Source organism: Actinokineospora cianjurensis, from assembly GCF_003663795.1.
GTDB classification, from domain to species: Bacteria; Actinomycetota; Actinomycetes; order Mycobacteriales; family Pseudonocardiaceae; genus Actinokineospora; species Actinokineospora terrae.
In genome coordinates, this window is the sequence record NZ_RCDD01000001.1 from 734,538 (window position 1) to 747,917 (window position 13,380).

The 13,380-nt window shown below is 70.5% G+C and carries 12 protein-coding genes; 6 read left to right on the plus strand and 6 right to left on the minus strand.

The genetic code is table 11. From position 1 onward, the window contains the following. Positions 1–16: 16 nt before the first annotated feature. The 6 genes from gyrB to dnaA all read right to left on the minus strand — a co-directional run bounded on the left by gyrB (position 17) and on the right by dnaA (position 9,488). Positions 17–1,993 carry a DNA topoisomerase (ATP-hydrolyzing) subunit B gene (gyrB, locus tag CLV68_RS03430; protein ID WP_121389128.1) on the minus strand — a complete coding sequence of 659 codons (1,977 nt, stop codon included), beginning with the start codon at positions 1,991–1,993 and terminating at the stop codon, positions 17–19. A gap of 203 nt (positions 1,994–2,196) precedes the next feature. Further along, the gene (locus CLV68_RS34910) at positions 2,197–2,733 is read right to left on the minus strand and encodes a DciA family protein (protein ID WP_281274628.1); all 537 of its coding nucleotides are present in this window, start codon (positions 2,731–2,733) and stop codon (positions 2,197–2,199) included. Positions 2,734–2,950: 217 nt separating this feature from the next. After that, positions 2,951–4,108 (minus strand): DNA replication/repair protein RecF, encoded by a 1,158-nt coding sequence (gene recF / locus CLV68_RS03440; protein WP_121389130.1) that lies wholly within the window; start codon positions 4,106–4,108, stop codon positions 2,951–2,953. After that, on the minus strand, positions 4,108–5,019 hold the full coding sequence (gene gnd / locus CLV68_RS03445; RefSeq protein WP_121389131.1) for a phosphogluconate dehydrogenase (NAD(+)-dependent, decarboxylating): 912 nt from the start codon (positions 5,017–5,019) through the stop codon (positions 4,108–4,110). The genes recF and gnd overlap by 1 nt, the downstream gene beginning before the upstream one ends. A gap of 30 nt (positions 5,020–5,049) precedes the next feature. Next, positions 5,050–6,180 carry a DNA polymerase III subunit beta gene (dnaN, locus tag CLV68_RS03450; protein ID WP_121389132.1) on the minus strand — a complete coding sequence of 377 codons (1,131 nt, stop codon included), beginning with the start codon at positions 6,178–6,180 and terminating at the stop codon, positions 5,050–5,052. A gap of 1,634 nt (positions 6,181–7,814) precedes the next feature. Next, positions 7,815–9,488, minus strand: a complete 1,674-nt coding sequence (dnaA, locus tag CLV68_RS03455) for a chromosomal replication initiator protein DnaA (RefSeq protein WP_121389133.1) — start codon at positions 9,486–9,488, stop codon at positions 7,815–7,817. A gap of 450 nt (positions 9,489–9,938) precedes the next feature. Between dnaA and rpmH the strand changes: the two genes are divergently transcribed. The 6 genes from rpmH (at position 9,939) to rsmG (ending at position 13,318) form a co-directional block, all read left to right on the plus strand. Next, positions 9,939–10,076 carry a 50S ribosomal protein L34 gene (rpmH, locus tag CLV68_RS03460; protein ID WP_018684246.1) on the plus strand — a complete coding sequence of 46 codons (138 nt, stop codon included), beginning with the start codon at positions 9,939–9,941 and terminating at the stop codon, positions 10,074–10,076. A gap of 15 nt (positions 10,077–10,091) precedes the next feature. Beyond that, positions 10,092–10,505, plus strand: a complete 414-nt coding sequence (rnpA, locus tag CLV68_RS03465; RefSeq protein WP_121389134.1) for a ribonuclease P protein component — start codon at positions 10,092–10,094, stop codon at positions 10,503–10,505. After that, positions 10,502–10,825 carry a membrane protein insertion efficiency factor YidD gene (gene yidD, locus CLV68_RS03470; RefSeq protein ID WP_092786683.1) on the plus strand — a complete coding sequence of 108 codons (324 nt, stop codon included), beginning with the start codon at positions 10,502–10,504 and terminating at the stop codon, positions 10,823–10,825. The genes rnpA and yidD overlap by 4 nt, the downstream gene beginning before the upstream one ends. Before the next feature lie 4 nt (positions 10,826–10,829). Next, positions 10,830–11,882 carry a membrane protein insertase YidC gene (yidC, locus tag CLV68_RS03475; protein WP_121389135.1) on the plus strand — a complete coding sequence of 351 codons (1,053 nt, stop codon included), beginning with the start codon at positions 10,830–10,832 and terminating at the stop codon, positions 11,880–11,882. A gap of 60 nt (positions 11,883–11,942) precedes the next feature. Continuing rightward, positions 11,943–12,452 carry a Jag family protein gene (locus tag CLV68_RS03480; RefSeq protein ID WP_245782774.1) on the plus strand — a complete coding sequence of 170 codons (510 nt, stop codon included), beginning with the start codon at positions 11,943–11,945 and terminating at the stop codon, positions 12,450–12,452. Between the two features lie 173 nt (positions 12,453–12,625). After that, positions 12,626–13,318, plus strand: coding sequence for a 16S rRNA (guanine(527)-N(7))-methyltransferase RsmG (gene rsmG, locus CLV68_RS03485; protein ID WP_121389136.1), 693 nt, complete (start codon positions 12,626–12,628; stop codon positions 13,316–13,318). Positions 13,319–13,380 lie beyond the last annotated feature (62 nt).

Consider the following 13,380-nt stretch of genomic DNA (forward strand, 5'->3'; position numbering starts at 1 on the left):
GGGGGCGGTGCCCCTGCTACACGTCCAGGAAGCGGACGTCCTTGGCGTTGCGGGTGATGAACGAGCGGCGGGCCTCGACGTCCTCGCCCATCAGGACGCTGAACAGCTCGTCGGCCTGGGCCGCGTCGTCGAGGGTGACCCGCAGCAGCACCCGGTTGGCCGGGTCCATGGTGGTCTCCCACAGCTCGTCGGCGTTCATCTCGCCGAGGCCCTTGTACCGCTGGATGCCGTCTTCCTTGTTGATCTTCTTGGCCGCCGCGAACCCGGCCTCGAGCATGCCGTCGCGTTCGCGGTCGGAGTAGGCGTACTCCGGGTCGGTGCGCTGCCACTTGATCTTGTAGAGCGGCGGCTGGGCGAGGTACACGTGGCCCTGCTCGATGAGCCCGCGCATGAACCGGAACAGCAGCGTCAGCAGCAGGGTGCGGATGTGCTGGCCGTCGACGTCGGCGTCGGCCATCAGCACGATCTTGTGGTAGCGCAGCTTGGCGACGTCGAAGTCCTCTTGGATGCCGGTGCCCAGCGCGGTGATCAGGCTCTGCACCTCGGTGTTCTTCAGCACCCGGTCGATCCGGGCCTTCTCGACGTTGATGATCTTGCCCCGGATCGGCAGGATCGCCTGGAACAGCGAGTCCCGGCCCTCCTTGGCCGAACCGCCAGCCGAGTCGCCCTCCACGATGTAGAGCTCGCACTCCTCGGGCTTGGTCGAGCGGCAGTCCTTGAGCTTGCCGGGCAGGCCGCCGATGTCGAGCGCGCCCTTGCGCCGCACCAGTTCGCGCGCCTTGCGGGCCGCCATCCTGGCCTGCGCCGAGGACACCGCCTTGGTGACGATGGTCTTCGCGTCGGCCGGGTTGCGCTCGAACCAGTCGGCGAGCCACTCGTTGCAGGTCTGCTGCACGAAGGTCTTGGCCTCGGTGTTGCCCAGCTTCTGCTTGGTCTGGCCCTCGAACTGCGGCTCGGCCAGCTTGATCGACACGATCGCGGCGAGGCCCTCGCGCACGTCGTCGCCGGAGAGGTTGGCGTCCTTCTCGCGCAGCACCTTCTTCTCGCGCGCGTACACGTTGACCACCCGGGTCAGCGCGGCGCGGAAGCCCTCTTCGTGCGTGCCGCCCTCGGGGGTGTTGATCGTGTTGGCGAAGGTGTACACCGACTCGCTGTAGCCGGTGTTCCACTGCATCGCGACCTCGACCTCGACGCCGGTGCCCTTGGCCTCGAAGGCGATGACGTTCTTGTGGATCGACTCGCGGCTGTGGTTGATGTGCTTGACGAAGTCCTCGAGCCCACCCGGGTAGTGGTAGGTGCGCTCCTTGATCCGCGCGACGTGGCCCTCGACGTCGGTCTCGGTCTCGTCGTCGGAGACCCGCTCGTCGCGCAGCACGATGGTCAGGCCCTTGTTGAGGAAGGCCATCTCCTGCAACCGCCGCGCGACGGTCTCGGCGTTGTACGTGGTGGTCTCGAAGATCGCCGGGTCGGCCCAGAAGGTGATCGACGTGCCGAGCTCGCGGGTCTGCGCGCCGCGCTCGACCGGGCCGAGCGGCTTGGAGTCGCCGTAGGTCTGGGTCCACACGTAGCCGTCGCGCTTGATGACCGCCAGCAGCTTGGTGGACAGCGCGTTGACCACGGAGATGCCGACGCCGTGCAGACCGCCGGAGACCGCGTAGCTGTCGCTGTCGAACTTGCCGCCCGCGTGCAGCACGGTCATCACGACCTCGAGCGCGGAGCGCTTCTCCTCCGGGTGCTCCTCGACCGGGATGCCCCGGCCGTCGTCGTCGACCCGGACGCCGCCGTCGGCGAGCAGGGTGACCTCGACCTTGGTCGCGTGGCCTGCCATGGCCTCGTCGACCGAGTTGTCCACGACTTCCCAGATCAGGTGGTGCAGACCGCGTTCCCCGGTGGAGCCGATGTACATGCCCGGACGCAGCCGGACCGCCTCGAGGCCCTTGAGCACCCCGATGGAACCGGCGCCGTACGAGTTCTCCTGCTTGTCAGCTGCCACGTGCCCGGTGTCTCCTCGTGCGTCGGAACGGCTGCGGAGCGGGCGGCGGCCACGTTCTCGACCACCTGCGCGCACCCCTCCCGACATAGTACTGGTCGGGTCCCACAGAACGGGGTCAAGGACACCCCTGGTTCGCACACAGAGCCTCGCTTGGGAAGCGGCACGAGGTAGGACGCCACCAAGACTGTCTCGACCCGCGAGGTTCAGCCGTAGGTGTCTCGTGGTCCACGGCCGGAAACGTGCCGGGGGCCGTAGCGCCAACTGGGCGTCGACGGGCCCTGGATCTTCAACCGGGTGACCACGTCGCGGCCGACACCGGCGGCGATGCCCGCCAGGATCTGGCGCTGCAGCACCCGCAGCTGGGTGGCCCAGGCGGTGGAGTCGGCCTGCACGGTCAGCTCGCCGTCCTTGATGGCCAGCGGCTTCGCGTGCTCGGCGATGTTCGCCCCGACCAGTGTGGCCCACTTGCCGAAAACCTGCCCCCCGGCCAGGTTCTCCTGCCAGCCGCGTTCCCTCGCGATCCGCGAGGCCAGCCTGCCCAGCGGCTGCGGGTCGCGTTCGTCGGCCCCCGACGAGGACCACCGGCGGCGCTTGCGGGAGCCCGCGCCCGCTGTTCCACGTGGAACAACGCGCTTCGGGTTGCTCTTGGCGGCCTGCCGGGCGGCGGCCAGGGCGGCTCTGGCAAGATCTGATCCCCGCGGTGGCGGCGTCGACTCGCCCCCGGCATCACCCTGCGTCACGCCTGTGGATGAATCTTGGGGTTGTCCACCCCCCGATGTGGATGAAGCGCGGCGTTTCCCCGGTCCTGGTCCCCCGGATGGCCGCACGGTGACGGTGTTATCCACACTATCCACAGGGTTATCCCCAGTTGTGGGGGCGGCAACGGGCTGCTTGGTCACTCGCTGTCGTCGGGCCGGTGGCGCGGGTGTCGGCTCCAGCGCCCCACCGAACAGGTCGTCAGACACGTCGCACCTCCCCGTCCGCCACCGAGTACCTGGCCCCGGACAGCTCGCCGGGCACATCCTCCGCCACGGCCGCGGTCACCAGGACCTGTTCGGCCCCGACCGCCACCTCGGCGAGTCGCTGCCGCCTGCGCCGGTCCAGCTCGGCGAACACGTCGTCGAGCACCAGCACCGGTTCGCTGCCCTCGTCCTTGAGCAGCTCGTAGGACGCCAGCCGCAGCGCGAGCGCGAACGACCACGACTCGCCGTGGCTGGCGTACCCCTTCGCCGGGGCTTCGCCGAGCACCAGGTCCAGCTCGTCGCGTTGCGGTCCGACCAGGCTGACCCCGCGTTCCAGTTCCGCGTCCCGGCGCAGCGCCATCCGAGCCAGCAGCGCGTCGGCCACCACCTCTATGTCCGCGCGCTCACCGTCAGGCTTGCCGTAGCCGGGGGGCAGCGTCTCCTCTATCTGTGAGCGGTACGCGATGTGCACCGGACGAGACTCCGGTGCGACCCCCGCGTACGCGGCCGCTACCCGGGGCGCGAGGTCGGCAACCAGATCCAGTCGCGCCGCGAGCAACTGGGCGCCGTGCTCCGCGAGGTGGTTGTCCCACACGTCGAGCGTCGACACTGCCTCCGGATCTGCCCTCCGCGCGCGCCGGTTCGATGCCGCGCTCTTAAGGAGTGCGTTGCGTTGGCGCAGCACCTTCTCGTAGTCGGCGCGCACCCCCGCGTACCGGGGCGCGCGCAACACCAACAGGTCGTCGAGGAACCGGCGCCGCTCACCCGGGTCGCCCCGGACCAACGCCAGGTCTTCCGGCGCGAACAACACAGTGCGCAAGATCCCGAGCACGTCGCGCGTGCGGGGAACCGGGCCGCGGTTGATCCGCGCCCGGTTCGCCTTGCCCGGTGTGATCTCCAGTTCGACCGTCAGCTCACGGCCGTCGTTGACCACAGCCGCGCGGATGATCGCCCGCGCGCACCCGTGCCGGACCAGCGGCTGGTCGGACGCGACCCGGTGCGAGCCCAGCGTGGCGACGTACCCGATCGCCTCGACCAGGTTCGTCTTGCCCTGCCCGTTCGCGCCGACCAGCACCGAGGCACCGGCTTCGAGATCCAGGTCCGCGTGCTGCCACGACCGGAAGTCGCTGACCTGTAAGTGCCTTACCCGCACTAGCTCACGTCGCCGGACCCGGAGGTGGGTCCCGCCTTGTGCACCGCGTGCCCACCGAACTGGTTGCGCAGCGCGGCGACCGCCTTCATCGCCGGGGAGTCGGTCTGCCGCGAGGCGAACCTGGCGAACAGCGCCGCGGAGATGACCGGCGCGGGCACCGAGTGGTTGATCGCCTCCTCGACGGTCCACCTGCCCTCGCCGGAGTCCTCGACGTACCCGGTGATCTCGGCGAGGCCCGGGTCCTCCTCCAGCGCCTTGACCAGCAGGTCGAGCAGCCAGGACCGGACGACCGTCCCCCTGGTCCACGCCTTGAGCACCGCGGGTACGTCGGTGACCTCGCTGGCGGCGTCGAGCAGCTCGAAGCCCTCCGCGTACGCCTGCATCAGCCCGTACTCGATGCCGTTGTGCACCATCTTCGCGTAGTGGCCCGCGCCGACCTCGCCCGCGTGGGCGAAGCCCTCCTCGCGCGGACCCTCCGGCCGCAGCGCGTCGAAGATCGGCAGGGCGCGCTCGACGTGCTCCGCGTCGCCGCCGACCATCAGGCCGTAGCCGTTCTCCTTGCCCCACACCCCGCCGGACACGCCGACGTCGAGGTAGCCGACGCCCTTCTGCGCCAGCAGGTCCGCGTTGACCTTGTCATCGGTGTAGCGGGAGTTGCCGCCATCGATGACCAGGTCGCCCTCGGCGAGCAGCTCGCCGAGCTCGGCGACGGTCTGCCTGGTCGGTTCACCCGCGGGCACCATCACCCACACGACCCGGGGGGCGGCGAGCTTGCCGACCAGGTCCGCCAGCGACGCACTGTCGCTGACCTGCGCGTTGCGGTCGTAGCCGACCACTTCGTGGCCTGCCGCGCGCACCCGCTCGCGCATGTTGAAGCCCATCTTGCCCAGGCCGACGAGTCCCAGCTGCACGGTTCTTCCTCTCGCTCTGGCTTCTCGCGATCAGCCCGGGAGACGGACCGGCATGAGCAGGTAGAGGTACCCCGGGATGACGCCATCATCGCCGACCGGCTTGATCAGTGCCGGGCGGTTGGGCGTGGTGAACGACAACTCGGCGCGGTCGTTGTGCAGCGCGGCGAGCCCGTCCTGCAGGTAGCCCGGGTTGAACGCGATGGTGACCGGGTCGCCGGTGAAGTCGACCTGCAACTCCTCCTCCGCGCTCCCCTCGTCGTCGCCACCGGCGGACAACCGCAGCAGGCCGTCCTCGAACTCGAGCCGGACCTGGGTGCCGCGCTCGGCGACCAGCGACACGCGCTTGATGGCCTCGACCAACGGCGGGACGCTGATGACCGCGTTGGAGGTCTGCTCACTCGGCAGCAGTTGGCGGTACCTCGGGAACTCCGCGTCGAGCAGCCGGCTGGTGGTGCGCCTACCCGAACCCGACAGGCCCAACAGCCCGTCGCCGGGAGACAGCGCCAACTCCACCGTGCGCCCGGAACTACCCAGCGCCTTGGCCGCCTCGGCGAGGGTCCGCGCGGGCACCAGCACCGCCGCGTCCTCCACGTCGCCGGAGGGCTTCCACTCGAACTCGCGCATCGCCAGCCGGAACCGGTCGGTGGCCACGAGGGTCAGCTTGTCCCCCGCGATCTCCACCCGGACACCGGTCAGCATCGGCAGCGTGTCGTCCTTGCCCGCCGCGACCGCGACCTGGCTGACCGCCTGGCCGAAGACCTCGCCCTGGAGCTCGCCCGCGTGCTGCGGCATCGTCGGCAGCGCCGGGTAGTCGTCGACCGGCATCGTCGGGAGGCTGAACTTCGCGCTGCCGCAGGTGATCGCGACCCGGGAGCCGTCGACCGAGATCTCGACCGGCTGGTTCGGCAGCGACTTGGTGATGTCGGCGAGCAGCCTGCCCGAGACCAGGGTGCGGCCGCCGTCGGCGACGGTGGCCGGGACCTTGACGGTGGCCGAGACCTCGTAGTCGAAACCGGACACGGTCAGGCCGTCGGTGCCTTCGGCGGAGCCCGCGTCCAGCAGCACCCCGCCCAGGACGGGGACAGGGGGCCGGGACGGGAGGCTGCGCGCGACCCAGGCGACGGCGTCGGCAAGGCCGTCGCGCTCGACGCGGATCTTCATGGGAGTCCTTTCCAGGCCCGACCACCGCGCCGCACCGTGTCGTGCCAGGCCGCGCCGTCGAGCTGTCCACGCTGTAGTGCCCAACCGTAGAGCGTGTGGCGGGGACCCGTCATCCGGGGCGGGTCGGTCCCGGCCCTCCCGGCGGCACCGCGGGAGCCCGCTGTCCCCAACTTCGGCCATCCCCTGTTTCTTCTTTTTTGTTCATCTGGAAGAGAGAAGAAACAGCAGTAGTAGTAAGTCCTGTGGATTGTGTGGATGACCGTGGTCCGCGCAGGTCACACCGCGCGGCGGGCTGTGGAGAACCAGGGGCATCGATCGGTGGACAGATCGGGCCGTCGGTGGATGGTTTGCTCGCTCACCCGTTTGGTCCACAGATCGGCCGAGTTGTCCACAGAACCGTCCCCAGATGTGGGTCGAGTAGCCCCCAGGCAGCGCGGCGACTGCCCACAGGGTTGTACACAGGTCTATCCACGGTTTTCGGTGACGCAGGCCACCTGGGTTCGCTCGTTCGTGATGTTTCTGGCGGTGTGGACGGAGCCTGCACTGCCCCAGAAACCCGGCGATCCGGCGGTTCCCGCCGGGATCCGACCCGAGCTCGACCCGGTCGGCACCCCACCGCGCCCGGCGATCCGGCGCCGTCGACGGCGGTGCGGCGGCCACTCCACCGCCGCAATAAAGAGTGCGACGCGGGCGGGGGCGGCCGAACTTTTCTGCGCCTGGGGATGGGTGGGGGCACTGCCCCTGCGGGACCGAACCGGCGGCGTTCGGGCGGCCGGAGACACACGGCCGCGACGAACCTACTGCGCCGGGCGCTCACTCCACGAGTCGAGGTGGACGCGCGCGGTCAACACCCGCGCGGCGGGCGAAGCGCGACCCCGGTGTCCTGACCCTCCGGGATCCACGACCGCGCGCACCTTATTGCCCCGGTGGGCAGCCCGACGCCGCAGCAATAAAGAGGTGCGGCGGTGCGAACGCGATGACCGGCCACCCGCGGTCGGCGCCAGCCGCCCCAGTTGCCGGGGCTCGACGGTGCCGGGCACGGGTGGCGCGGTCGTCGGCAGATCGTGGGCCTGGCCCGCCCGGAGCTGCCACGCCAGGTTCGGCGCCTGCGCGCGGGACCTCAGCATCCCGGCGCGAGCGCACACGGGCGCGGGCGGCTGCTGCCAGAAACGGCGGGAAACGGGCAGGGCTGGGTCCAGGGACAGCTCAGGAGGTGTCCGACCGCTGGGAGGCGGCGCCGGGCCCACCCGACCTCGCCCCCGCAGGGGCAGTCAGGGTGTTTGTTCGCGATCGCCGCGACGGGCCAGCGGGAGCGGCCCGTGGTGTGGACGAGACCCCCCGACTGAGTTGCACGTCGGCGATACCGAGCGGGTGCTGCGCGCGCTCGGTGAGCGCGGGACGCATCGATATCGAGGAGCACGGCGAGCGCAGCGTGAAGATCACCACCTCGTGCCACCGGCTCCGCGGGCACCAACCCTCGGCTGGCGATCGACCTCGCCAAGACCAGCGCCCGCCTTCCCCTGGATGGGTCGCTCAGAGGGCTCGACCTTGCCTGGCTCGGCTGCTCACCCGGTTCCGGTGACTTGCGGGTGATCGCGCACATCCGGTCCGGCGCGCGGCCCGCGCCGGGTGGGTCAGGCGCGGGCGCGCTGCTTGATGCGGGAGGTCAGCTCCTGCACCTGGTCGTAGATGCGCCTGCGCTCGGCCATCTCCTTGCGGATCTTCTTGTCCGCGTGCATGACCGTGGTGTGGTCGCGGCCGCCGAAGGTCTGGCCGATCTTGGGCAGCGACAGGTCGGTCAGCTCGCGGCACAGGTACATCGAGATCTGCCGGGCCTGCGCAAGCGCTTTCGTCTTGCCGGGGCCGCACAGGTCGTCGATCGAGACGCCGAAGTACTCCGCGGTCACGGCCATGATCGTCGGGGCGCTGATCTCCGGCGCCTGCGAGTCGGGGATCAGGTCGCGCAGCACGATCTCGGCCAGGCCGACGTCGACCGGCTGGCGGTTGAGCGAGGCGAACGCGGTCACCCGGATCAGCGCGCCCTCGAGCTCGCGGATGTTCGCCTCGACCCTGGCCGCGATGAACTCCAGCACCTCGGCCGGGGCGGCCAACCGGTCCTGGGCGGCCTTCTTGCGCAGGATCGCGATCCGGGTCTCCAGCTCGGGGGGCTGGATGTCGGTGATCAGGCCCCACTCGAACCGGGTGCGCAGCCGGTCCTCCAGCGTCTCGAGCCGCTTGGGCGGCCGGTCGGAGGAGACCACGATCTGCTTGTTCGCGTTGTGCAGCGTGTTGAAGGTGTGGAAGAACTCCTCCTGGGTGCCTTCCTTGCCCTCCAGGAACTGGATGTCGTCCACCAGCAGCACGTCGATGTCGCGGTAGCGGCGCTGGAAGGCCACCTTCCGGTCGTCGCGCAGCGAGTTGATGAAGTCGTTGGTGAACTCCTCGGTCGAGACGTACCGCACCCGCATCCCCGGGAACAGCCGCTGGGCGTAGTGCCCGACCGCGTGCAGCAGGTGGGTCTTGCCCAGGCCGGACTCGCCCCAGATGAACAGCGGGTTGTACGCCCGCGCGGGGGCCTCGGCCACCGCGACCGACGCGGCGTGGGCGAAGCGGTTCGACGCGCCGATGACGAAGGTGTCGAACGTGTACTTCTCGTTGAGCCTGGTCTTGGAGGTCTGCGGCTGCGCGGGCGCGGTGAACGGCTGCCCGCTGGCGGGGGGCTGACCGGTGAAGGTCGGCCAGATCTCGTGGACGGTGGCGAGCGCGTCGCCCTCCTCGTCCACCTCCTCGCCGTCGTCGTCGGAGTCGTTGTGGAACGAGTTGTCGCCGTGCGGGGACTCGTACCCGTGCGCCGGGTCGAACCCGTGCGGGGAGCCGAAGCCGTTCGGCGGGTCGAACGTGTCGCTCTGCGCGTCGAGCGCGGCGACGTCGGCGGCCGGGATGGTCAGCGTGTCGCCGTCGACCTCGGCGGTGACCACCGGGGACGGCGACACGACCGGCGCGGCCACCACCTGGGACGGCACGGCCGACGCGCTCGGCGCGGTGGGCGCGGCGTCGACCTTCACCGCCAGCGACACCACCCGGCCCAGCCTGCGGGACAGGGCGTTGGTGATCGGCTCGCGCAGCGCGCGCTCGATCGCCTCCTTGGCGAAGTCGCTCGGCGCCGAGAGCAGGGCGGTCCCGTCGAGCAGGCCGATCGGCCTGGTCATCCGCATCCACGCCCGCTGCGACGGGGACAGGGTGCCCGCGGACAGCTCGCGGACGACCTGCTCCCAGACCACCCCGAGATTCATCTGGTGCTCCGACATCGGCGCCTGCTCCCCTCCCCTCGTCGGCACTGGCGGTAAGGCTGGTCCCGGCGCGTGGCCGCCGTCAAACGGGCATCCACAGGGTTGTCCACAACTGTGCACGAAAGGTACGGCGGACCCAGGGGACACCCGTGCCGGGGGGTCAAAGGTACTCAGTGGCCCGGTGGCGGCGGCGCGGCAGGGCTCCCAATCCCCGGCGCGGCCGACCAGGAGCCCGCACGGTAACAACGGATGTCGGTGGCCACAAGATACGGTCACCGCCCAGGTCGGAGCCCATCCGGCGACCCCCGGTTTGATGCCTGCCCGGGTCGGTGCGTACTCTCAACTGGTCTCCCGCTTGCGGCGGGTGAGTTCCGTGTGCCCCGCGCGCGGCGACCTTCAGTCCTCGGCCGCGTACCGGCCGGGGGCGGGCAGATCTGCTAGAGCTGATGAGTACCGGGAGAACGAGCCGTGAGCAAGCGCACCTTCCAGCCGAACAACCGTCGCCGCGCCAAGACGCACGGTTTCCGCCTGCGCATGCGGACCCGCGCGGGCCGCGCCATCATCGCTGCCCGCCGCCGCCGGGGCCGCGACAAGCTGTCGGCCTGACCCCAGTCGGTCGCCGTGCTCCCCGCGGCCTGCAGGCTGACCAACAGCGCGGACTTCCGGCTGGTGACCAGGCGCGGGCGGCGCGCCGGTCGGCCGAGGCTCGTGGTGCACGCCATCACGGCCGGGGCAGCAACAGAACCCCACGAAGCCGACCCGTCGGCGCCGAGCACCACCGCGGCGCCGAGGGTCGGTTTCGTCGTGAGTAAGGCCGTGGGCAACTCGGTCGTGCGGCACCGGGTGGCGCGCAGGTTGCGGCACGTGGTGGGCGCGCGGATCGGAACTCTGCCCGCGGGCAGTGCGTTGGTCGTGCGTGCGCTGTCCCCTGCGGCAGCGGCGACGAGCGCGGAACTGGGCCAGGACTTCGACGCCGCGATCCGCAGGCTGCGGCTGGCCGTACCGAGCAGTGCCGACGATGGCGGTGGGGCGTGAGTGGAGCGACCGCGGTGGACGACCGCGCTGCCGCCGCGCGTCCGGGACCGGTGGCCAGGGTGCTGCTCGTCCCGGTGCGGGTGTACCGGCGCTGGATCTCCCCGGTGCTGCCGCCCGCCTGCCGCTTCCACCCCAGTTGCAGCGCCTACGCCGTCGAGGCGCTGACCGTGCACGGCGCGCTGCGCGGGTCTTGGCTCGCCGCGCGCCGCTTACTCCGCTGCGGCCCATGGCACCCAGGTGGCCTCGACCCCGTGCCGCCGAGGAGAACCGAGACCGAGTCCGGGCCGAGCCCGGTTGAGCAGACAGTCGCCGAGGAGTAGTCCTGTGCTCGATTTCATCTACTACCCGGTGTCCTTCATCATGTGGTGTTGGCACTGGGTGTTCGGACACGTGTTCGGTGAATCGAGCGCGATCGCCTGGGCGCTGAGCATCGTCTTCCTGGTCTTCACGCTGCGGGCGATCATGTTCAAGCCCACGGTCAAGCAGGTCCGCTCCATGCGCAAGATGCAGGAGTTCGCGCCCGAGATCAAGAAGCTGCAGAAGAAGTACGCCAACGACCGGCAGAAGCAGGCCCAGGAGATGCAGAAGCTCCAGGCCGAGCACGGGGTCAGCCCGCTGGGCGGCTGCCTGCCGATGCTGCTGCAGATCCCGGTGTTCATCGGTCTGTTCCACGTGCTGCGCGAGTTCAAGCCGGGCAAGACCGAGAACTACTTCTTCAGCGAGCGCGGTGTCGCCTCCTACATCGACGCCGACCTGTTCGGGGCCCGGCTGAGCAACTGGATCACCCAGCCCGCCACGGAGCTGGCCAAGTTCGGCGTCGACCGGACCACCGTCGTCCTGGTCGCCATCCCGCTGATGCTGCTCGCCAGCGCGCTCACCCACCTGACCGCGCGGCACTCGGTGTCCCGGCAGAACCCGGACGCGGCCACCACGCAGACCGCGATGATGAACAAGCTGACGCTCTACGTCTTCCCGTTCGGCGTGCTCATCGGCGGCTTCTTCTTCCCCATCGGCCTGATCATGTACTGGCTGTCGAACAACGGCTGGACCCTCTGGCAGCAGCGCTTCGTCTACAAGAAGATCGACGCCGAGGAAGCCACCAAGAAGGCCGTCGCGCAGGAGAAGCGCGCCGCCGCCGCGCCCAAGCCCGGCCAGAAGCCGACCCAGCCCCGCAAGCGGCCCGCCACCCCCATCGCCCCGGTCACCCCCGAGGACGGCGCCACCGCGTCCGCCCCCGAGGCCAAGTCCGACCCGGCGAAGCCCGACGCCGCGAAGCCGACCCAGGCAGGCGCGGACGGCGACAAGGGCGGCACCCAGATTCCCGGTCTGATCTCGGACCGATCCCGTAGCAAGAAGTCAGGTCGCAAGAACCGCTGAGGCGGGCCTCGGCCTGGAGAGGAGTGAACCGTGCCGGAAACGGTGCAGGCGGCGGAGAAGATCGCCGACGGTGGTGCTGCGGCGGAGGGTGCCGCCACCAGTTCGACCGAGGAGCTGCTGGTCCAGGAAGGCGATATCGCGGGTGACTACCTGGAGCAGCTGCTCGACATCCTCGACTACGACGGCGACATCGATCTCGACGTCGAGGCGGGCCGCGCGGTCATCAGCATCGACGGCAGCGAGGACCTGGAGAAGCTCGTCGGTCCCCGCGGCAACGTCCTCGAGTCCCTCCAGGAGCTGACCCGGCTGGCGGTGCAGCAGGAGACCGGCAACCGCAGCAGGCTGATGCTCGACATCGCGGGCTGGCGCGCCGACCGCCGGGAGGAGCTGGCCGACCTCGGCCGGGCCACCGCGCAGAAGGTCGTCTCCAGCGGCGAGCGGGTCCGGCTCCAGCCGATGACCCCGTTCGAGCGCAAGGTCGTGCACGACGCGGTCGCCACCATCAAGGGCGTGCACAGCGAGAGCGAGGGCGAGGACCCCCGCCGCCGCGTGGTGGTCTTCCCCCAGTAGTACCCGCACATCCTCAGTACCCGCACTCCTCGACGCGGCCCGCCGGACTCCGGCGGGCCGCGTTTGCGTTGCCTGGCTGTTTCACGTGAAACACGACGGGCCACCGGTGCTCCGGTGGGTGGCGTCAGGGACAATCGGATCGAGCAGGTTTCACGTGGAACATCGGATGGGGTATGACCGGAGCAGAGCGGCCGCCAGTCGCAGTGGACGTGTTCGGCGACCGGGTCGAGGTGGCTGACCGGTTCGCCCGGCTGCTCACCGAGCACGGCGTCGAGCGCGGCCTGATCGGACCACGGGAGGTGGACCGGCTCTGGGACCGGCACCTCCTCAACTCCGCGGTGATCCAGGAGGTCATCCCGCCGGGGGCCACCGTGGTCGACATCGGATCGGGGGCTGGCCTGCCCGGCGTGCCGCTGGCCATCGCCAGGCCCGACCTCCGGGTGACGCTGGTGGAACCGATGGCGCGGCGGGTGGCGTGGCTGGACGAGGTCGTGGAGACTCTTGCCCTGTCCTCGGTGACCGTGCTGCGCGGTCGGGCCGAGGAGCCGGGGATCAGGTCACGGGTGTCCGGGGCGGAGGTGGTCACCGCCCGGGCGGTCGCCCCGTTGGCCAAGCTCGCCGGCTGGTGTCTCCCGCTGCTCCGGCAGGGTGGCCTGCTGGTCGCCCTCAAGGGCGCGAGCGCCGCGGAGGAAGTGGACCGGGACCGGGCCGAGGTCGCCGCTGTCGGGGGCGGTGCGCCGAGGGTCGAGAGCTGCGGTGCCGAGGTGCTCGAGGTGCCGACGACCGTGGTGCTCATCGAACGCGTGCAGTCCACGGCCGGGTCGGGCCGTCGGGCGAGGAAGGATCAGGGTGCACACCGAGGCTGAGATCGGAGCAAGGATGTTCCACGTGAAACAGGCGGCGAACACCGGAGCCGCCGGGGAGGTGC

Coding starts and splice junctions, on each gene's coding strand:
- dnaN (WP_121389132.1), bottom strand. CDS start 6,180: ATGAAGATCCGCGTCGAGCGCGACGGCCTTGCCGACGCCGTCGCCTGG.
- dnaA (WP_121389133.1), bottom strand. CDS start 9,488: ATGTCGGAGCACCAGATGAATCTCGGGGTGGTCTGGGAGCAGGTCGTC.
- rsmG (WP_121389136.1), top strand. CDS start 12,626: ATGACCGGAGCAGAGCGGCCGCCAGTCGCAGTGGACGTGTTCGGCGAC.